At 63.8% G+C, this 19,350-nt stretch carries 20 protein-coding genes; 15 read left to right on the top strand and 5 right to left on the bottom strand.

Annotated features, from left to right (window positions below):
* Positions 1-40: 40 nt before the first annotated feature.
* The 4 genes from RMET_RS24270 to RMET_RS24255 all read right to left on the bottom strand — a co-directional run bounded on the left by RMET_RS24270 (position 41) and on the right by RMET_RS24255 (position 3,605).
* Positions 41-466, bottom strand: a complete 426-nt coding sequence (locus tag RMET_RS24270) for a hypothetical protein (RefSeq protein ID WP_011519155.1) — start codon at positions 464-466, stop codon at positions 41-43.
* 298 nt (positions 467-764) lie between these two features.
* Entirely contained in the window at positions 765-1,865 is a 1,101-nt protein-coding gene (locus RMET_RS24265; RefSeq protein ID WP_011519154.1) for an alpha/beta fold hydrolase, read from the bottom strand.
* Positions 1,866-1,945: 80 nt separating this feature from the next.
* A complete protein-coding gene (locus RMET_RS24260; RefSeq protein WP_011519153.1) occupies positions 1,946-2,713 on the bottom strand; it encodes a helix-turn-helix transcriptional regulator in 768 nt (255 codons plus the stop codon).
* A complete protein-coding gene (locus RMET_RS24255) occupies positions 2,697-3,605 on the bottom strand; it encodes a DMT family transporter (protein ID WP_011519152.1) in 909 nt (302 codons plus the stop codon). Before RMET_RS24255 ends, RMET_RS24260 begins: the two co-directional genes overlap by 17 nt.
* Before the next feature lie 254 nt (positions 3,606-3,859).
* Between RMET_RS24255 and RMET_RS24250 the strand changes: the two genes are divergently transcribed.
* From RMET_RS24250 to RMET_RS24240, 3 genes are all read left to right on the top strand, one after another.
* Positions 3,860-4,375, top strand: a complete 516-nt coding sequence (locus RMET_RS24250; protein WP_029309910.1) for a cupin domain-containing protein — start codon at positions 3,860-3,862, stop codon at positions 4,373-4,375.
* 60 nt (positions 4,376-4,435) lie between these two features.
* A complete protein-coding gene (locus RMET_RS24245; RefSeq protein ID WP_011519150.1) occupies positions 4,436-4,882 on the top strand; it encodes a hypothetical protein in 447 nt (148 codons plus the stop codon).
* 609 nt (positions 4,883-5,491) lie between these two features.
* Entirely contained in the window at positions 5,492-6,286 is a 795-nt protein-coding gene (locus tag RMET_RS24240; protein WP_011519148.1) for a response regulator, read from the top strand.
* Positions 6,287-6,326: 40 nt separating this feature from the next.
* Here RMET_RS24240 and RMET_RS24235 read toward each other — a convergent pair whose 3' ends face one another.
* Complete coding sequence (locus RMET_RS24235; protein WP_029306323.1) at positions 6,327-7,463, bottom strand: sensor histidine kinase; 1,137 nt, start codon at positions 7,461-7,463, stop codon at positions 6,327-6,329.
* Between the two features lie 313 nt (positions 7,464-7,776).
* Between RMET_RS24235 and gspG the strand changes: the two genes are divergently transcribed.
* The 12 genes from gspG (at position 7,777) to RMET_RS24175 (ending at position 19,342) form a co-directional block, all read left to right on the top strand.
* Positions 7,777-8,277: a type II secretion system major pseudopilin GspG gene (gspG, locus tag RMET_RS24230; protein WP_011519146.1), complete on the top strand. Its 501-nt coding sequence runs from the start codon at positions 7,777-7,779 to the stop codon at positions 8,275-8,277.
* A gap of 43 nt (positions 8,278-8,320) precedes the next feature.
* Positions 8,321-9,523, top strand: coding sequence for a type II secretion system F family protein (locus RMET_RS24225; RefSeq protein WP_029309911.1), 1,203 nt, complete (start codon positions 8,321-8,323; stop codon positions 9,521-9,523).
* 6 nt (positions 9,524-9,529) lie between these two features.
* On the top strand, positions 9,530-11,236 hold the full coding sequence (locus RMET_RS24220; RefSeq protein WP_011519144.1) for a GspE/PulE family protein: 1,707 nt from the start codon (positions 9,530-9,532) through the stop codon (positions 11,234-11,236).
* Positions 11,217-12,131: a hypothetical protein gene (locus RMET_RS24215; protein WP_011519143.1), complete on the top strand. Its 915-nt coding sequence runs from the start codon at positions 11,217-11,219 to the stop codon at positions 12,129-12,131. The genes RMET_RS24220 and RMET_RS24215 overlap by 20 nt, the downstream gene beginning before the upstream one ends.
* Positions 12,128-12,658, top strand: a complete 531-nt coding sequence (locus tag RMET_RS24210) for a hypothetical protein (protein ID WP_011519142.1) — start codon at positions 12,128-12,130, stop codon at positions 12,656-12,658. Before RMET_RS24215 ends, RMET_RS24210 begins: the two co-directional genes overlap by 4 nt.
* Positions 12,655-13,221 (top strand): hypothetical protein, encoded by a 567-nt coding sequence (locus tag RMET_RS24205; protein WP_011519141.1) that lies wholly within the window; start codon positions 12,655-12,657, stop codon positions 13,219-13,221. The genes RMET_RS24210 and RMET_RS24205 overlap by 4 nt, the downstream gene beginning before the upstream one ends.
* Positions 13,218-13,826 (top strand): hypothetical protein, encoded by a 609-nt coding sequence (locus RMET_RS24200; RefSeq protein WP_011519140.1) that lies wholly within the window; start codon positions 13,218-13,220, stop codon positions 13,824-13,826. The genes RMET_RS24205 and RMET_RS24200 overlap by 4 nt, the downstream gene beginning before the upstream one ends.
* A complete protein-coding gene (locus tag RMET_RS24195; RefSeq protein WP_011519139.1) occupies positions 13,827-16,031 on the top strand; it encodes a type IV pilus secretin PilQ in 2,205 nt (734 codons plus the stop codon).
* 3 nt (positions 16,032-16,034) lie between these two features.
* The gene (locus tag RMET_RS24190) at positions 16,035-16,565 is read left to right on the top strand and encodes a type II secretion system protein (RefSeq protein WP_011519138.1); all 531 of its coding nucleotides are present in this window, start codon (positions 16,035-16,037) and stop codon (positions 16,563-16,565) included.
* A 5-nt stretch (positions 16,566-16,570) separates the two neighbouring features.
* Entirely contained in the window at positions 16,571-17,008 is a 438-nt protein-coding gene (locus RMET_RS24185) for a type II secretion system protein (RefSeq protein ID WP_011519137.1), read from the top strand.
* Complete coding sequence (locus tag RMET_RS24180; RefSeq protein ID WP_011519136.1) at positions 17,005-17,616, top strand: hypothetical protein; 612 nt, start codon at positions 17,005-17,007, stop codon at positions 17,614-17,616. Before RMET_RS24185 ends, RMET_RS24180 begins: the two co-directional genes overlap by 4 nt.
* A gap of 211 nt (positions 17,617-17,827) precedes the next feature.
* Positions 17,828-19,342 (top strand): multicopper oxidase domain-containing protein, encoded by a 1,515-nt coding sequence (locus RMET_RS24175; protein WP_011519135.1) that lies wholly within the window; start codon positions 17,828-17,830, stop codon positions 19,340-19,342.
* Positions 19,343-19,350 lie beyond the last annotated feature (8 nt).

The raw sequence follows: 19,350 nt of genomic DNA, 5'->3' as shown, positions 1-19,350 counted from the left end.
TTAGCGAAAGTGGCCAGGCAACCAGGGCAACCAGGGCAATTTAGGGCAACTGGCGCAATTGCCCGATGACGGACATCAGCCGGCCGTGCGCGACGGTGACCGCGGCTTCATCCTGCAGCGCTTCCTGATAGCGCTTGCGGAAGTCCGCGTCGCCACGTTCGCTGAACAGCTTCTGCGCGGCGGCAGCCACGGCCCGGCAGGTTTCGTCGTGATGTTCTTCACCATCGAGTTCTTCGTCGATCTCGATGATCAGTCTCGATAGCGGATCGAGCCAGCGGAAGAAGGACTCCTCGGTCACGAGTTGCACGAACTGGCCGGCTGGAATCGGACCGTGCAGCCGCTCGTACTGGCCACGGTCATAACCGATGACTTCCTTGTGAACCTGGAGCAGCGCCGCGCGCAATGCCCGGAGCCCCAAGCGGCGGGTTTCCTGGATTGCAAGGAACTGTTCGCTGGGCATGTCCATCTTCACTTTCCTCTTCAATGGCAGGCCGAATGGACATGATCATCCGTGGCATCCTCCCTGGGCCGCCAGAGCCTGCCCGCTAGTGTTATCGGGCACACTCGTAGACAGCGTGATGCTGTGTACGGTGCGAAGTCAGTATAGGCAGCGGGGCAGGCGCGATCTAGCGTTGAAGCCTAGCGAAATACCCGTATTGCGGCCCCGCGACAAAGCGTGCCGGGCTTGCTGCGCAGGCGCTCGCCACGCCTCGCACGTTGCAGTGCGGCACTCGGCCGCACGGGCGGGACGGGCGAACGTGGCGCTACTTTTGCGCGGGTAGCGACTTCAGCAGTTCAACGAGATACGGCTTCCAGACCTCGGGGTGTTGCAACGTCTGATGGCCATATGTGTTCACGCTCTCCGGCATCTCCACGTACTTGCCTTGCCGTACCTTCGGCACGGTGCGTTGCATGACGCCGAGGTCCACCGCGTTGATCATGTCGTCGGCGAAGTTCACCGCGTAAAGCGGCGCGCGGATCATGCCCAGATCCGGCTCGGGGTTGTAGTCCCATGATGATTCGAACCAGTACAGGTAGTCATTGGCGTCCACGCCGCGGCTGTCCGCCACGGTCTTGTCGACGTACTGGTTGACCTGGTCGCGCGTAGGAGCGGCCTTCTGCAACGTGGCCGCGCTTTGCGTCATCAGGGCGAATACCGGCGTGGTGCGGGTCCAGTGCGTGGGCTGCCGCGTGTAGTTGCCGCCGTTCCAGTCCGGGTCATTCCGGATCGCGTCGATCAGCATCCGGCGCCACAACCAGTTGCGGCCCGACATCGCCACGGGCTGGCTGGCGATCGGCATCAGCGCATCCATCATGTCCGGATGCCGTTCACCCCAGACCCACGTCTGCATGCCGCCCATCGACGTGCCCAGTATCAACCGCAGGTGATCGACTTTGAGTCCCTCGGTCAGCAGGCGGTAGTGGCCTTCCACCACATCGTTGTAGCCATAGCGCGGAAAGTTCGCGCGCAGGGCGTCGCTGGGCTTGCTCGATCCGCCACGGCCGATGCCGTCGGGCATGATGATGTAGTAACGCGAGGCGTCGAGCGGCTGTCCCGCCGCGAACAGTTCCTTCTGCATCAGCGGCGTCAGGTACGCGCGTCCGGTGCCGGTAGTGCCGTGGAGCAGAAGCACGGCGTTGTTGACCTTGCCGTCGGCGCCGCGAGTGGGCGTGCCCAGTGTCGCGTAGTGAAGCTTGACGGTCGGCAGCGTCTGGCCGCTCTGGAAGTGGAAGTCGCGTGCTTCGAAATCGCCTTCGGTGGGTTGCATCACCGGCACCGTCGATTGCGCATGGACTATCCCGCAGGCGAATAGCGTGGCAACGGCGAGGCGCTTGAGCCCGACCGTCGTGATCGTTGTCTTCATGGTTGTCTCCCCGTTTTGGTTCGCTGGTTCGCTGGCTCGAACACGCGCGCATCATACGCGCGGCGGGAGAAATCTGCAGATCAGGCCAGCGCGGCGGCCCGCCACGCACCGGGCGGCTTGCCGAACCGACGGGCGAATGCGCGTGTGAAGGTGGTCTGATCGGGATAGCCAACGCCATAGGCGATATCGGCGAGCGGCATCGTACCGGCCATCAACCATTGCACGGCCTGGTCCAGCCGCAGCCGTGTCTGATAGCCGTGCGGGGTATCGCCAAACGCCTCGCAAAACAGCGTGTGGAACCGACGCGCGCCCCAGCCCATGCGCGCGGCAAGCTGGTCTACCCGCAACGGCGACGCGAGATTGGCGCGCAGCCATGCATCGATGGCCATTGCCGGAAAATGCGTGGCATCGTTACGGGCCGCATCGAGACCCAGCGCCGATGCCAGATTGCCCGCGAGCGCCGTTGCGCAATGCCACGCGTGCTGGAGTGGCAGGTCGCCAGACGGGCGATGCGTCGCCAACGCGCGGACGCGGGCAGCGAAGCTGGCATCCATGGCGAAGGCACGCGGGTTCTCCATTAGCCGCGCAGGCAGGGCGACGGAACTGGCCGGAAAGTCCGCCACGAGCTGGAGGTTTTCGGTCAGGCCCGCGCAGACATGGTGGGCGCCCGCAGGCACAACCAGGCCGTGTTGGTCATCGACGCGGTACGCATGGCCGTCAATTTGGAGTTCGATGGCCCCGTCCACGCCGAACAGCAACTGATGGTAGTCATGCGCATGACCGAAGGGCCGCGGCGAATAACGGCGCGGCTCGACCAACGGCGAGGCGTGTTCAACGAGCTTGGGCATGTCGGGGGTTGCCCTGCGTCTGACAGAGCCACACGCCAATACCGGCCACGGCCATGCCGAGCCACTGGAGCGGGGCGAGCCGATCGCCGAACAATAGCGCGGCCTGCACGGCGGCAAGTGGTGGAGCCAGGAACATCAGCGCCGCCGCATTGGCGGCCTGACCACGGCGCACCAGGCTGAGCAGCAGCCAGGTGCCGATCCCAGACAGCACGAACGCAGCCCAGGCCAGCGATGCCCACAGCGTCGGGCCGGTTTCCCAGCGCAACGCGCCGATCCCGCCCGTGGCGCAGACCAGCACCCCGGCCACAAGCATGGCGCCGACATTCTGCCAGGCCGAGCTAGCGCGGATATCCGCGCGGGCGATCGAGGTTTTCTGGAGGAGGGTTCCCATCGTGATGGAGAGAATGGCGAGCACGCCCGTCAGTATGATCCATGGCGACACGGTCTGCGGCGTGCCAGCCTGCATGGCCGGAAGCACCACCAGCCCGACGCCCAACGCGCCGAGCCCAAGGCCGCGCCAGGTACGGGACGAAGGTTGCTCCTTCAGCAGCGGGATCGCAAGCAGGGCGGTCAGCAGCGGCTGCAAGGCGCCAAGCAGCGCCATGATCGAAGGAGACAGTCCATGCGCCACCGCGCCGTAGCCCGCGCACAGGTAGATGCCCTGCATCAGCGCGCCGGCCAGCAGATGGCGTGGCACCTGCTTGAGCGCAGGCCACGTGACGCCGCTGGCCATCGCCGCCAGGGCAAACATCAGCGCGGCCAGCGTGAAGCGGGCCAGCAGGAACAGGTTGGCGTCGGCAACCGGAACGACGGCCTTGCCGACGATGAAGCCGGTGGACCAGATCAGGACGAAAGCCATGGCCGGGAGCCAGGCGGGGAAGGGGCGCGACATCGGTTCGAATCGGGTAGGGCCTTGGTGGAGCCTCGGGATGGCATTTCTTGGGCCGGAATGGTCCGCGGAATGGTCCGCATTGTCCGGGAGCCTAACCCGCCACGTGCCGGGTCGTCTTGGCGAATCCTGCAATGCCGGGGCCATGCCGCCATCGGCCGACATTCTGTCATGCCTGGCTTTCGGGTAAGGTGGCGTGTCAGTCATCCGATCCACACACCAGCCCCCCGCAGCCCCTGCAGCCCCGGAAACAAGTCATGCCTACGCGCTCACCGCAGCAACGCCTGATCGACGAACTGTCCCTGGTCCCGCACCCGGAAGGCGGCTATTACCGCGAGACCTACCGGGACCCCGCGCGTATCACACGCGTGGCCGACGGAGCCGAGCGCTCTGCATCCACGGCCATCTACTACCTGCTGTGCGATGGCGCCTATTCGGCTTGGCACCGCATCCAGTCCGACGAAGCATGGCACTTTTACGCAGGCGATGTGCTCAATGTCCACGTGCTGGCACCTGACGGCGCGTTCACCACGCACCGGTTGGGTAATCCGCTGTTCCAGCCAGGGACCGTCTTCCAGGCGGTGGTGCCGGCCGGCTGCTGGTTTGCCGCGGAACGCGTGGTGGGCGCGGCCGGCTATGCCCTGGCCGGTTGCACGGTAGCGCCGGGATTCGAGTTCAGCGAGTTCGAGCTGGCGGACCGCGATGAACTGGCGCGGCTGGCGTCATCCCATCCACGTCACGCCGCGTTGATTACCCGGCTGGGCAAGGCATAGGCATCGGCCCGGCGCTTGCCTTACCTGTCCTGTCCGTCCGATCAACGAGGCCAATTCACCATGAATGCACGGAACGCTGTCCTGCTGGCTGTCCTGCTTTGCGCCACGAATGCGATGACCGCGTTCGCGGCTACCCGGTGCGATGGCCCAGACCACAAGGTTCTCTATCTCGACGATGGCGTGACGTGTCCGACCGGCTACCGCAATACCGGCGAGCCAGGTGGCACGCTCTCGATCATCGGCAAGACGGCGGTCACCCGGCAGCAGGAGGAAACCTACCTCCGTCGCCACGACGTCGAAGCCAGGCAGTTGCAGCAGGCCAGCGCCCGTGAACAGCAGATGACGATCGCCGCGGAGAACAACCGCCGCTCCAGTTGCACCATGCTGTTCAATCAGCTCCGCCAGAACGACCTCGCCATGCGTCAGGGCAACGCCTGGGACAACATGGCGCAACTCAAGGCCAACCGCCAGGCCATCGTGAATCAGCGTGGTCAGCTTGGCTGTTAGGCGGATCGGATACCAGAGTGCTGCAAGCTGCGCGACATATATCGTGGTATATATCACCTCATAATCATTGATATATCCACAATCGATATATAATTAAGCGGTTTTCCTCACTTCTTAATTTTTCATTAATGTATTTTCTACAGACATTCAAAATAACGCCGGATGTCTAATGAAAAATGCATTATTCATTCCTCAGATTGGTATCTTTTCTGGTGTTTCTCTCCTAATCTTGACTCAGGGAAGGAGAACGCGCGGCGTCACCATGACCAAGACATGGAAAGCCGAACCGGGAGGGCGCCGCTGCCTCAAGCGGACAGAAGTCGAAGCACGCAATGCACCCCTGAATTAGGGGGAGGCCGCGTCCTGTGTGACGCGCGCCGGGCACCTGGACAGCGCGGAATCCTGTGAGCCAGCAAGGGATTCCAGTTCGGTTCGTGACTGCCCCAAGCATTGCCGGGCGGGCCTCCGCGGGCCCGATCTGTCCCAGGCAGTATCACCACCTGACAGGCTGATTCATGCTGCCCCCGCGTTGAAATACGTGTCGCCTCGGACACGTTTTCAATGTGGATGCCGCTCGCACTTCCGCGTAGTTCGAAGTGGGAGGCGCAAATGAATAACAACTGCAGTGTGCTGATCGTGGAAGACCATAATCTTCTGCGCGCGGGTTTGCGTTCGATGCTGTCCGCGCAAATGGGATATCACGTGGCGGGGGAGGCAAGAGATGGCCGGGAGGCCTGCCAATTGGCAATCTCGCTGTGCCCGGATCTGATATTGATGGATCTTTCGCTCCCCGGCATGAACGGTATCGATGCCATTGCAGCAATCAAGCGCCGATCTCCTGGTATTCGGATAATTGCGCTTTCGGTGCACCAGAACGACGAATATGTGCGCGAGGCATTGCGGGCAGGCGTCGACGGCTATGTACTGAAAGACACCTCCTTCGATGATCTGGTGACCGCGATGCGCGTCGTCCTGCTGGGCAAGAAACATCTGAGCCCGGAGCTCTACGGCAATCTTGTGGAGTCCTACGTCAGCGGCCATGAAATGTCGACCGCCAAGACCGGATGGGACCTGCTGACGGCACGGGAGCGCAGCGTTCTCAAGCTGGTGGCCGAAGGGCGCTCGAACCGGCAAGTCGGCATCTACATGAATCTCAGCCCGAAGACGATCGAGAAGTATCGGGCGAGCTTGATGCGCAAGCTCGGCATCACCAACCTGACGGAACTGGTGCTGATCGCCATCAGCATGGGGCTGATCACATCGTTGGCGCGGAAGTATTGCGACGACAATCATCCATCCGTGACGAACCATGACGGGCTGGATGCCGTACCACTTCCCGCAGTACGCCGGCAGATGCTGGACGAGGGGCGCGCCGCCGGTTCGGATGGTGAGGCTTCCCCATGACTGCGGAACGAGTGACAGGGTAGCGGGAGGGTCTGCCCGATCAGACCCTCCATGCAGCGCTGACCAGGGTTCCGCTACCTTGGCCTGACGTCAGCGCAAAGCTCCCTCCGTTCGATTCGACCCGCTCGCGCATGCCCAGAAGACCAAGGCCGGAGAATGTCGGGCCGTCGGGTGAGCTGGATAGATCGTCGAAGCCAATGCCATTGTCCTGAATCGTCAGCAGAATCTCCTTCGCGGCGCGGCGCAGGACGATGTTGATCTCCGTGGCCAGCGCGTGCTTGATGATGTTGTTGATCGCCTCTTGGGCAATCCGGAAAATGTCCGCCTTGAGGTTGTCGGGCACCTCGTTTTCAACGATGCGACAGTCGAAGACCACCAGCAGATTGCCGGTGCATTGCTGCGTCTGCTTGCACAGCGCCTCCAGCGCCGGCACCAGGCCCAGATCGTCCAGCAGCCGTGGGCGCAGGTCATTGCAGATGTGCCGGACCTCGCCGATGGTTTCCCTGATGCGTAGCAGCGTGGTTTCGAGCAGTGACTCCGCCTGCTCGGCGCTGCCATGGCGCATCCGCCCAAGCGCATCCTCCACCATCAGCTTGACCAGCGTCAGCGCCTGCCCAAGGCCGTCGTGAAGCTCTGAAGACAGGCGCTTGCGCTCGTGTTCCTGACCGGTCAGCAGGTGCGTGTACAGACGCCGGAAATCCGCTTCCGACCGCATCAGGGCATCCACCAGCCCCTGCTGCAGCACGACAGGCTCCTCGAAGATGACAAGCACCGCGCTGCAGTTGCCCCTGCCATCCATCACCGGCTGAAAATGCAGCAGGACACTGGCTGCTCGATTGTCACGGCCATGCAGCACGACATTGAACGAGCGGAGGGTGCAGGAGATGCTCGCGGCCAGGCAATCCACGATCCATGCGCGATCGCCGTCGTCTGCCATGTCGGCCAGTGACCGGCCGATCAGCTCCGCGCAGGTGTAGCCGAGCAATCTGGCGGCGCCATGGTTGACAGATACGAAGTACCCGTCAGGCGCCAGAACTGCGAGCGCCGTGCCTCGTCCGTCGGTAATGGCACGAAAGCACCGGTGACCCGTTTCGATGGCCGCGCTCATCCGGCGCATCGCATCCGTGACGTCACGCAACTTCAGGGGCTCGGCTCCATGGGATGGCTTGTCTTCCATTGGCCCTCCGATACAGATTCGCGCGATTCCCACGTTCCGATGAAAGGCGCGCCATGGTGGCCCGGACCACGCGGGCCTGTGTTCCCGACTGCGACGGGCCGGCACTCCCGATGCGTGCCTTGTATCGTTTGTGATCATTCTAGGCGCGTGAAAAATGCAATGCCATGAAAGCGGCCCGTCGGAGGAAGAAGGAGGGTCTCTACCCATGCCTAAAGGCGGACCTCCCTACTACTTGGCACCCGCCCTGTATCCAAGAATGTCACTAAGGCCCCAGGTTGGATCGCAGCTCTCCACCAGGAGGAAGGGATTTGCCATGCGTATCGACACGCAACCGAAGCGGCTGGCGCAGCGCCGATGGCGATGGGTAACGCGCCGCTTCCCGGATCATCGCCCATATCGGCTGGCGGTGGGATGCCCGCCAGGGTTCACGTTGCTCGAGTTGCTTGTCGTCATGGTCATCATCGGCTTGCTGGCCGGGCTGGTGGCGCCGCGCTACTTCGAACAGATCGGCAAGTCGAACACCAACGTGGCCAAGGCGCAGGTCGACTCGTTGAGCAAGGCGCTGGACGCATATCGCCTCGACGTGGGGGCATACCCCACTACCGAGGAGCGTCTCGACGCGCTGGTCACCCGGCCCCAGAACGCGCCGCGCTGGAATGGCCCCTATCTGCAGAAGCGTGTGCCGCTGGACCCATGGGATCGGCCCTATCAGTACAGGTCGCCGGGGGAGCATGGCGACTACGACCTCATGTCGTTTGGCAAGGACGGACAGCCGGGAGGGACGGGAGAGAACTCAGACATTACTTCGTGGTGAAAGCGTGAGGGGCCGGCCCGCCGGCCTGACGTGGAGAACGACGGTGACCTACATGTTGTGCGTGTTCGACAGCGGTGGCCGGGTCAAGACCATCTATCTGGACGGCGAGTCCGCTGCCAATGTGGTGACGCAGGCGGAATCCCGAGGCCTGCGCGTGGCATCCGTCCGTTCCACCGTCACGACCACGAACAGTCTCCGCGGATGGCGCGTGCTGCCGGGTGTGCGGTTCGACGTGGAACTGTTCGCGCGGGAGCTTGCCGCACTGCTCGATGCCGGTGTTGGCGTGATCGACGCCTTGCGCACGCTGGGCGGCAACGATCGCAGGGAGGCGTCGGCACGTGTCTACGGGAATCTGCTCCGGCAGCTTGAGGAAGGCCATTCGCTATCCGCAGCCATGGTGAACGCCGCGAACGTGTTTCCCGATGTGCTGATCGCCTGCGTCAAGGCCAGCGAACAGACCGGTGGTCTCGCGGACAGCCTGCGGCGCTACTCACGCAACAGTGCCACGCTGCAGGCGTTGCGCGCGCGCGTGATCTCTGCAGCCATCTATCCGTCGGTTCTGCTGGTGGTGGGGATGGCGGTAGTCCTGTTCCTGCTGGCGTTCGTGGTGCCACGGTTCGCCGCGCTGCTCGAGCACAGCGGCCGCGAACTGCCGTTGATGTCGCGCTGGTTGATGATGTGGGGCGGCGCGGTGCACCGGCACGGCTCAGCCATCGCATTGACATTCGCCATACTGCTTCTGGCCGGCATCGTTGCGCTACAGCGTCAGTCCATACGCGATCTGCTGGCCGACCGGCTGCTTGCGCTGCCTGGCATCGGGCCGCATTTCCGCATCTATCGCCAATCCCAATTTTTCCGAACGTCGGCGATGCTGGTGGAAGGAGGGATTCCCGCGGTACACGCCTTCGAGCTGTCGCAAGGGCTCGTGAGCCAATCCGATCGCGCCGCGCTGAGCACGGCACTGCACGCGGTACGCAGCGGCAGGAAGATTTCGGAAGCCTTCCAGCAGTGTGGATTGGCCAATGCCATCACTTCTCGTTTGCTGACCGTCGCGGAGAAGACCGGTGGCCTCGGCCCGGTGCTGGACAAGATTGCCGGATTCCAGGAGTCGCATGTCTCGCGCGCCATCGACCTGATATCGCGGTTGATCGAGCCGGTGATGATGATTTTCATCGGCGTCGTGATCGGCGGCATTGTCGTGCTGATGTACATGCCGATCTTCGAGCTCGCCTCCAGCGTTCAGTAGACCATCATGGACCCGATCGGCACGCATCCGGAGCAGCATGGGGGGACCACCCTCCGCGCAACGCTGCGCGAACTCGCGGCGTCCTACGGGTCGGGCACCCGCGCGCTGGAAGCGTATATGTCCCAGAGCGGCGTGGGCGCGGACGAGAGCCTTGCCGAGCTGGCAAGCGCCTTCCGGATGGAGCCCATCGGCATTCGCGACCTGCAGGAGATGGAGCCAGACTTCGAGATCATTCCATTCGTCGAGGCCGTGGCACGCCTGTGTGTTTGCTTCCGGTCCGGGGACGGGCTCGTGTTCGTGATCGCGGACCCGCTCGATGCGCAGTCGCGCGGGCGGGTTGACCAGCGGATGCGTGCCCGGCCGCACGTGCGTTACGAATGGCGCCTGGCGACCGTCGGCGACGTGACGGCCTATCTTGCGGCGCGTGAGAAAGACGTCCACGCGCTGGATACCGTTGCCTTCGAGGAACTGGAGCACCGCGCGGCGGAATCGTCCGCGCTGGCGCTGAGTCTGCAGGGCATCAGCAATGACGACAGCTCGGTCGTCAGGTTGCTCAATTCGACCATCTATGACGCCTTGAAGATGCAGGCCAGCGATATCCATCTGGAATGCCGCGCTAACGGCCTGGTGATCAAGTGCCGCATCGACGGCGTGCTGGCGGTGGTGGGCAGGGTCGACGGACGCGCACCCGCCGATCAGGTGCTGTCGCGTGTCAAGGTCATCTCGGAACTCGATATCGCCGAGCGGCGCGTGCCGCAGGATGGTCGCTTCAAGGCGCAGTATGCCGGGCGGGAGATCGACTTCCGCGTATCGATCATGCCGAACCTGTTCGGGGAGGACGCCGTCCTGCGCATTCTGGACCGCTACCAGCTATCGCAGTCCGCGCAGGGCCTGACGCTCGAAACACTGGGTTTTCAGGCTGCCGATACCGGTTTCATGCGGTCGGTGGCGTCAATGCCTTATGGCATGTTGCTGGTGACCGGCCCAACCGGTAGCGGCAAGACCACGACGCTGTACGCCATCCTGACCGAGATAAACGATGGTCTGGACAAGATCGTGACCATCGAGGACCCGGTCGAGTACCAGCTCGGGGACATCCTGCAGATCCCGGTCAACGAGGCCAAGGGCCTGACCTTCGCGCGTGGCCTGCGCTCCATCCTGCGTCATGACCCGGACAAGATCATGGTGGGCGAGATCCGCGATGCGGAGACCGCGCAGATCGCGGTGCAGGCGGCGCTGACCGGACACCAGGTGTTCACGACCGTCCACGCGAACAACGTGTTCGACGTGATCGGTCGTTTCACGAACATGGGGGTGGATCCATACAGCTTCGTCTCGGCGCTGAATGGCGTGGTCGCCCAACGGCTGGTGCGCAAGTGTTGCGATGGCTGCGTGGTCGAGGAAGCCGGTGATCGGGACTTGCTGGCACGATCTGGCATCGACCCGGACATGGCGGACGGGTTCCGCTTCCGGCGCGGACTGGGTTGCGCGGCCTGCCGTGGCAGTGGCTATCGTGGCCGGCGCGCGATTGCGGAAGCGCTGCGGATGAACGACGAACTCCGGGCGCTGCTCTCGGAGCGCGCGCCACTTGCGCGCATCAAGAGCGTGGCACTGCGGCAAGGTATGCAAACGCTGCGCAAGGCCGCGATCGAGATGGCGGCCGCAGGGGAAACAACGCTCGAGGAGATCAATCGTGTCACGATCTCCGAGTAACCGTCTTGCCATCGGCATTGGCACGTGCGATGTCGCGGTCGGCGTGTGCCAGTCCAGGGCCGAGCGTCTGTGGACGCTGTTGCAGCGACGCGAAGTCAAGGCGCTGTCGCTGGGCGGCCTCACGGCGCCGCTGGCTATCGTTTCGCACCGCAGCGTCGAGACGCCGTCCGACCGCTGGTATAACGAGGAGGGCGCGCTCGATAGCCTGCGCATGGCACTTGCCGAGGCGCATTCCCCGTCCAACCCGCCTTTGGCGGGGCGCAGACACCATGCTGCGATCGTACTGGACGACTTCTGGGTGAATCATGGGGTGCTGCGTGGCGATTTCCGCAGTATGCGCAAGCGGGACGTGGAAGAGGTTGCGCGCGCGTACTTCTCGGATGCGTTCGGCCTTGAGGGTGTGAGTCTGGCGATCGCCATCGCAGTGCAAGCTGGCGGTGACGCTGTCTTTGCCAGCGCGATGCCGAGATCATTGCTGACAGGCATCCAGGAAACCTGTGCCGAAGCCGACATCAAGGTGACGTGCCTGTCTCCCAGGCTGCCCCGACTGCTCGACCGGACCCAGCGCGATATGCCGGATCTTCCGGGCATGATCGTCGTGGTAGCGGACGATCTGCTGCAGGTGGCCATGACCGATGGCAGCCACTGGGTTGCCTATGACGCGCAGCGATTGTTTCCCGGCGAGACGGCTAGCGATACGCGGCTCGCCGATCAGGCCCGCACGATGTTGGAGAGGTGGTCGGACGAGAGTGCGAGTACGTGCACGGTCTTTCTCAGCGGCAATGCGGTGGACACGGCACCGTTCGAGCGCTGCTTCGCCAAGGTGCATCGGGCGACGGGGATGGATGCCACGTATGCCTCGCCGGCGTTAGGCCTGATGGGGCTTGCATCATGAAGCCGCGCCTGGACATCGACTTCTGCGCGGCACGCTGGCAGCCGCCACTGGCTGGCATCGTACTGTTGCTCGTGTCCGGCATCCTGCTTGGGTCGGGGGTGTGGGAGCTTTGGCGGGCGGGCGAGAGCAACGAGATCGCGCGAACGGATCTCGAAACCGTCATGCGCCGTGCCAGCCCGGCGAGGCACACCATCGCTGTTGCCTCCACGCCAGCCGCGAAGCTGGCCGAGAAGCAGTCTCAGGCGATCCTGCGGGAGCTGACGGTGCCCTGGCAGGACCTGTTGTCGATTGTCGAGAACTATCCCGAGCACGATGTGGCGCTGATCGGCATCGACCAGAATCCGGCGCAGGGGCAGATTCGGATCGTCGCGGAAGCCAAGGACGCCGATGCGATGATCGCCTATCTCAAGTACCTGCAGAGTAGCGCGCTGTTGCGCGAGGCGGTCCTGAACGCGCATCTGGTGGAAACCAATGTGCCTGGCACGCCAATACGGTTTCAGGTTGCCGCTGTCTGGAGAAAGCCATGACAGCCGCCCAGGTACGCGATCGCCTGCTGACGATCCGTTTCGCGCTCTGGCGGACACTGGGGACCCCAGGGCTGCTTGGCATCGCCGTTCTAGCGGCGGCGATTGTGGTCTGGTCAATGGTGCCCGACCTGATGGCGGACACGAAGGCACTTCATGCGCAGACATGGCAGGCCCGCAAGGTGGCAGGAATTCGTGCCGCCGAGGCGGCGCAGGCAAAGGCCGATATCAGCGCGCCGGACAAATTCCCCGAACTATTCTCGACCTTCTCCGGCAGCGGCGAAGACCTGACCGTCATCTTTGCCCAGGCGCGGGAGAGCCACCTGACGCTCGGCTCGGCCCAGTACCAGTTCAGTGCCGAGCCGGGCGCGCGCTTCGTGCGCTATCAGGTCACGCTGCCGGTCAAGGATCAGTACGGCGCGATTCGGCGCTTTATCGCGTCGGTGCTGAACAGTGTGCCTAACGCGGCCTTGCAGGAGATTCACGTCGAGCGGCCGGCCGTGGATGGCAATCAGATCGAGGCGCGTATCCGCTTTGCCTTGATCTATCGGACGGAGCGGCCATGACGCACGATCTCGCCCGAAAGATCCTGATCGGCACGACTGGCTTCGTGTTGGCCGCCGTCGTTTCCTGGTCGGTGATGCCCGATCCGCGCACCAACCCGGCACTTGCAGCGATCAATACCGGCCCTTCCTGGGGCACGATGACGCGGCACGGCGCCTCCAGTGATGCCGCAGCGGCCAGTCACGCGCATCATTCCGCGGCGAAGCACCCACCCGCCAGCGCCGCCGTGGCCCAGACGCAGACCCATGCCGCACCACGCGAGCAGCTGGAGAAGCTGCGCAAGCCGATGTCCGCCGAGCCGGGGCACGATCCCTTCACGGCGTCATCGTGGTTGCCGCCGCCGCCCCCACCGCCGCCTCCGGAACCGGTCGTCGAGCCACCGCCAACGCCGCCGCCCCTGCCGTTCAGCTTCCTTGGTGCGCTGGACGGCAATACGCCCAAGCCGCAGATTTTCCTGGGCAACGGCGACCGCCTGTTGATTGTCTCTCGCGGCGACGTGATCGACGGGCAGTACCGTATCGACGCGATTGCGACCGAGAGCATCACGTTTACCTACCTGCCGCTCAATATGAAGCAGGTCCTGCCCACCCAGAGCGAGGGGAAATAAATGCATACCTCACGTGGGCCCAGGCTGATCCGGGCGAGATGCAAAGCGCAGCCCATCTGCATCGGCGTCATCCTGTTGGGAACCTGCCTTGCCGGTTGCTCGCCCATGTACCAGCGATTCCCGCCGGACCCGAGCACCAATGCAGAGCAGATCGTCGGCGCGCTGCGCGAGCGGGACAGGCAGGTCAATGCACTGCTCGAGGAGGCGGAGCGACTACGCGCGGCAGGCCAGTACCAGGACGCCGTTCCGCTGCTTGGCGCGGCGAACCAGCTGGACCCCACCAACGAGCGCGCGCGCATTCTTGGCGCGGCGCTGCAGCGTGACTGGCGCGACGCGGCCATCCTGCAGGAAGCGGAGCGTATGTTCGATCGTGGCTCCTACGATATTGCAGCGGAGCGCGTCCGCTACGTGCTTGCCGAGAATCCGAACAGCATTGCCGGCAGACAACTGGCCCAGCGTATCGAGGAGCAACGCCGTCTGCTGCGGCTTGCGCGTGAGGAACAGCGCGCGGCGGGGTCCATCATGCGCACGCCGGTGACCCTGCAGTTCCGCGATGCCAACATCCGCATGGTGTTCGAAGCACTATCCCGTACCTCCGGTCTCAATGTCATCTTCGACCGGGATGTGCGTGCCGATCTCAAGACCACGATTTTCGTGACCAATGCGGCAATCGAGGACGCGGTGGATCTGATCCTGCTGCAAAGCCAGCTCGACAAGAAGGTGCTGAACGCCAACACGCTGTTCATCTACCCAGCCACGCCCGCCAAGCAGCAGGAGTATCAGGAGCTCAAGGTCCGCACATTCCAGCTGTCGAATGTCGACTCCAAGCAGGTCCAGTCGCTGCTGAAGAGTCTGCTGAAGATCAAGGAAGTCGTGGTCGACGAACGCGCGAACACCGTGACCATTCGCGGTACGCCAGACACGATTCGCGTGGCGGAGCAGATGATCGCCGCGCAGGACCTGCCGGAGCCGGAAGTCATGCTCGAAGTCCAGGTTCTGGAGGTGTCGCGCGAGCGTCTGACCGACCTTGGCATCGCATGGCCAAATTCGTTCACGATGGCCACACCAGCCTCTGCGACGACATGGGGCGTGCTGCACCACCTGACCGCCAACGAGCTTGAAGTGAGTCCGTTGTCGGCGACAGCCAACTTCAAGCTGACCGATACCGATGCCAATCTGCTCGCCAGCCCGCGGATTCGTACGCGAAACAAGGAGAAGGCAAGGATCCTGATTGGCGACAAGGTGCCGGTGATCTCCAGTTCCAGCACGCCCAGCACGAGCGGACCATCGTTCACCCAGACGATCCAGTATCTGGATGTCGGCATCAAGCTGGAAGTGGAGCCCCAGGTGTATCGCGACAACGACGTGGGCATCAAACTGGCCCTGGAGGTCAGCAATATCACCAAGACGATCCAGAGCGGCAACGCGCAGACGGGCCTGAGTTCGCTGGCTTACCAGATTGGCACGCGCAGCGCGTCCACGAGCCTGCGACTGCGGGACGGCGAAACGCAGATACTCGGCGGGCTGATCTCGGATCAGGATCGGACGTCTGCCGACAAGGTGCCCGGGCTGGGGCAGTTGCCGGTGGTTGGGAGGCTGTTCTCCGACCACAATGGTGACCACGTCAAGACCGAGATCGTGCTGCAGATCACGCCGCATATCGTACGCCCGCAACTGACGATGGATAGCGACACGCGCGAGCTCTGGTCCGGCACCGATACCAATGTCCGCACCGAACAATTGCGGCTGGACCCGAGCCGTCCCGTCGCATCGACGGCATCCGGCGCGCCTGCGTTGCCCTATACGCCGGTCAAGCCTGGACAGGTAGGTGGCGGAACCATGGGGCCGCCACCGGCCGCAAGCGGCAGCGCTGCAGCAACGCCAAAGAGTGCATTCGGGCAGCCTCCGCCGCCGATGCGGACCACGCCGCCACCGGCTCCCTATAACGGTCGCTTCTCGGGCACGCCTGCGGTGCCGCAGGGGCAGGCAGCGCCAGCCGGCACAGCCGAGCCGGCGCCGCCACCACCCGTGCCGGCGTCTGGCAACGCCGACGGCTCGGCCGAAAATACGGCGCCGCCGCCAGCGCCACGTGGTCCGGTGCAGGTGGAGCTGATTCCACCGACGCCGCCCGCGCCAATGCCCCGGCAGCCGACGGACATCCCCAGCGACAATCCGCTGTACTCGATCCCCGGCGGCAGCCCCTGAACCATGAATGCCAGGCCCGGATCTCTCTGCATTGCGCGTCGCGGCCCGCTGACGGGATGCGGGGGGCGCGGCTTCACGCTGATCGAGCTGGTGGTGACCCTGGCGCTGGTGGGCATCGTGGCGCTGGCGGTGTTGCCGTTCTCCGAGCTGATTGTGCAGCGCCAGAAGGAGCAGGAGCTCCGCGTTGCCCTGCGCGAGATCAGAACAGCGCTGGATGCGTACAAGGAGGCCAGCGACTTCGGCTCCATCGAGAAGAAGGCAGATATGTCCGGCTATCCGCCAACGCTCGACGTGCTGGCGACTGGCGTCGTCGATGCCAAGGACCCGAAGGGTGGGCTGCTGCAGTTTCTGCGACGGGTGCCGCGCGATCCGTTCTATGCGGGCGATGTCGATGTGCCACCCGAGAGTACGTGGAATGTCCGCGCCTACGGCAAGGCGCCAGACGGCAGCCAGGCGGGCAGTGCCGATGTCTATGATGTGTCGTCGACGTCCACGCGCGTTGGCCTCAACGGCATTCCGTACAAGGACTGGTGACGGCCATGCGATTTCCGGCTTTCACGTGGCGGCGAGGATTCACGCTGATCGAGATCGTGGTCGTGATGGCGATCCTTGGATTGCTGCTGACCATCGCGCTGCCACGCTACCTTCACGCGATCGACCGTGGCAAGGAGCAGGTTCAGCGGCAGAACCTTGCGGTGATGCGCGATGCCATTGACAAGTTCTACGGCGACAACGGGCGCTATCCCGAGACACTCGACGAGCTGGTGACCCGGCGCTACCTGCGCAATGTGCCCGACGATCCGGTCAGCGGCAGCCGCGACTGGGTGGTCGTTGCATCGCCAGACGGCGAGAAACCCGGCGTGTACGACCTGGCTCCCGCCAGCGCGCCGGAGGCGGTAAAGCCCGCCGCTGCCACGACTACCGCAGCCGGGGGAGCTTCCGCGGCAACTGCTGCAGCCGAACGGCCAAGCCAATGAGCCCGATGCCTAGTGCGCGTCTGGTGCGTGGATGCCTTCGTCGCAGGCGAGGGCAGGGGCTGGTCCTGCTGTCGCTTTTGATCGCGCTGTTGCTGATGGCGATCGCGATGGAAGGGGCGCTGGACGTGTGGGCGCTGCAACGACAGCGACAGATGGAAGAAGAACTGCTCTTCGTTGGCGAACAGTACAGGCAGGCGATCCAGAGCTATTACCTGGTGGGACGCGCGCTTCCGGCATCCATCGACGATCTGCTCGAGGACAAACGGTTTCCCGTGCCGTTGCACCACTTGCGACGCGCCTATCCGGACCCGATGACGGGCAAGGCCGACTGGAAACTGTTGATCGAAGGTGGCCGGATCTACGGCGTCTACAGCAGCTCGACCGCCGAGACGATCAAACGGGCGAGGTTTCCCAGACGCTACGCCGAGTTCGCGAACGCCAAGACCTACGCCGAATGGCAGTTTTTCTATGTGCCTCCTGGCCGCGGCATTCCGGGCACGAACCCCGGGCCGCAGACGCCAGCGCCGAACACGCGCGGTGGGAAAGGGGCAGTGCCGGGCAACGGGAACAGGACCTCTCCATTCGCGCCATTGCGGCCGGGCGGTTGAGGGTGTCGAAGACGGGGCAGTCTTTGATGGATTGCCCTACCGCATCAGTAGGGTGTTGCCCCATGCCAAGCTTTCGTCGCGCTTTCCAGAATGGAAGCATCGGGCGATGGATGTCCTGGACATCGGCCATTCGCCCGGATCGTTCGGCTGCGCGCGCAGACAGCCGGGGGCACCGGACCAGGACCGAGGCTGCCGCCAGGAAGGAGGCCGTATGTCGAGTTCCCGCATATTGCGCAGCGCGTTCACCGCGCTGCTGCTGACCAGCATCGCCTTGCCCGCACTGGCACAGTCGTTCCGGGTCCAGTGTCCGGACAGCACGACACTGCATCCGGCACCCGCGCAGGGCGGTGGCGTCGCGGCAGGCATCAAATGCCAGCAGATCTCCGGCGGCGATGGCTACGCCACGATGGGCGATGGCACACAGACCTACCTGTTCTCGTTCGGGCCACTGTCTGGGCTGGCCGATATCAAGAAAGGCCTGCCCGGCACCCAGCCAAACTCCGTGTTCAATACCGTGGGCAGCCCACAGACCGATCCGACCTACAACGGCGCGGTGGGTCTGGTGCCGGATCCGGAGGCAACGGACGCCAACCATCCGCTGACCGGTCACGTCGATCCGAAGCAGATCATGGACGTAGGCGTCATGAACGGCAACATGCCGGCGCCGACGATGGCGATCGACGAAGACGACGAGTTCTTCCTCACGTTGACGAACGTCGGGATGATCATGCGCCCAGACCTGTTCGAGCAGCACACCGTGCACTTCCACGGCTACCCGAATGCCTCGTCGTTCTATGACGGCGTGCCGGACGCATCGGTCGCGATCAATATCGGCGGAAGCTTCACGTACTACTACCTGGCGCCGGACGCCGGAACGTACTTCTGGCACTGCCATATCACGCCACCGGAGCATTTGCAGATGGGCATGGTCGGGCAGATCTACGTTCGGCCGCGCCAGAACCGCGTGCCAATGGACGGCACCACCACGCTGTACGCCGCACTGATGTCGCAGCAGGCGGACCCGCGCACCCGCTGTGGCACGGACATTCTCTGCGCCACGCCGCTGCCACCGCAGAACACATTCAAGCGCGTGCCGAACAAGAGCGGAACGCCCACCCTTTATGCCTACAACGATGGCGATGGATCCACCGCCTATGACGTCGAGTACCCGATCCAGATCCACGGCTTCGACCCGAACTTCCACTTCGTGGGGATGACCTTCAATCCCGAGCCGTTCACCGACATGAAAGACAAGTACTTCCTGCTGAACGGACGGAGCTACCCCGATACGATCAACCAGGCGGCGATGCATACCCAGGTGGCGGACGGTACCGAGCACTTCTCGCAGCCGCTGCCGACGCTGATCAACATTCCCGTTGGCGGGAAGGCACTGCTGCGGATCTCGGACCTCGACGTCAGCGAGTTCCAGACGCTGGCGTCGCTCGGCATCCCGATGCACGTGATTGCCGTCAATGCGCGCCTGCTGCGCGACATGGCCGGCAATGACATGACCTACTACACCAACTCGATCACGCTCGGCGGTGGCGAATCGATCGACGTGATCCTCGATGCCAGCGATGTGAACAGGTTCCCGGTCGGTTCGACCTTCTACCTGTACACGCCGAACCTCGATCACCTCTCGAACGATGCGGAGAACTTCGGTGGCCTGATGACGGAAGTCCATATCTGCAACGCCGTCGACCCCGCCAGCAAGGTCTGTTCCTAGGAGAGATG

The sequence above is a fragment of the Cupriavidus metallidurans CH34 genome, from assembly GCF_000196015.1.
Taxonomy (GTDB): domain Bacteria; phylum Pseudomonadota; class Gammaproteobacteria; order Burkholderiales; family Burkholderiaceae; genus Cupriavidus; species Cupriavidus metallidurans.
Note: the sequence above shows the minus strand (reverse complement) of the source record. Positions and strands in the feature narration are given on the sequence as shown.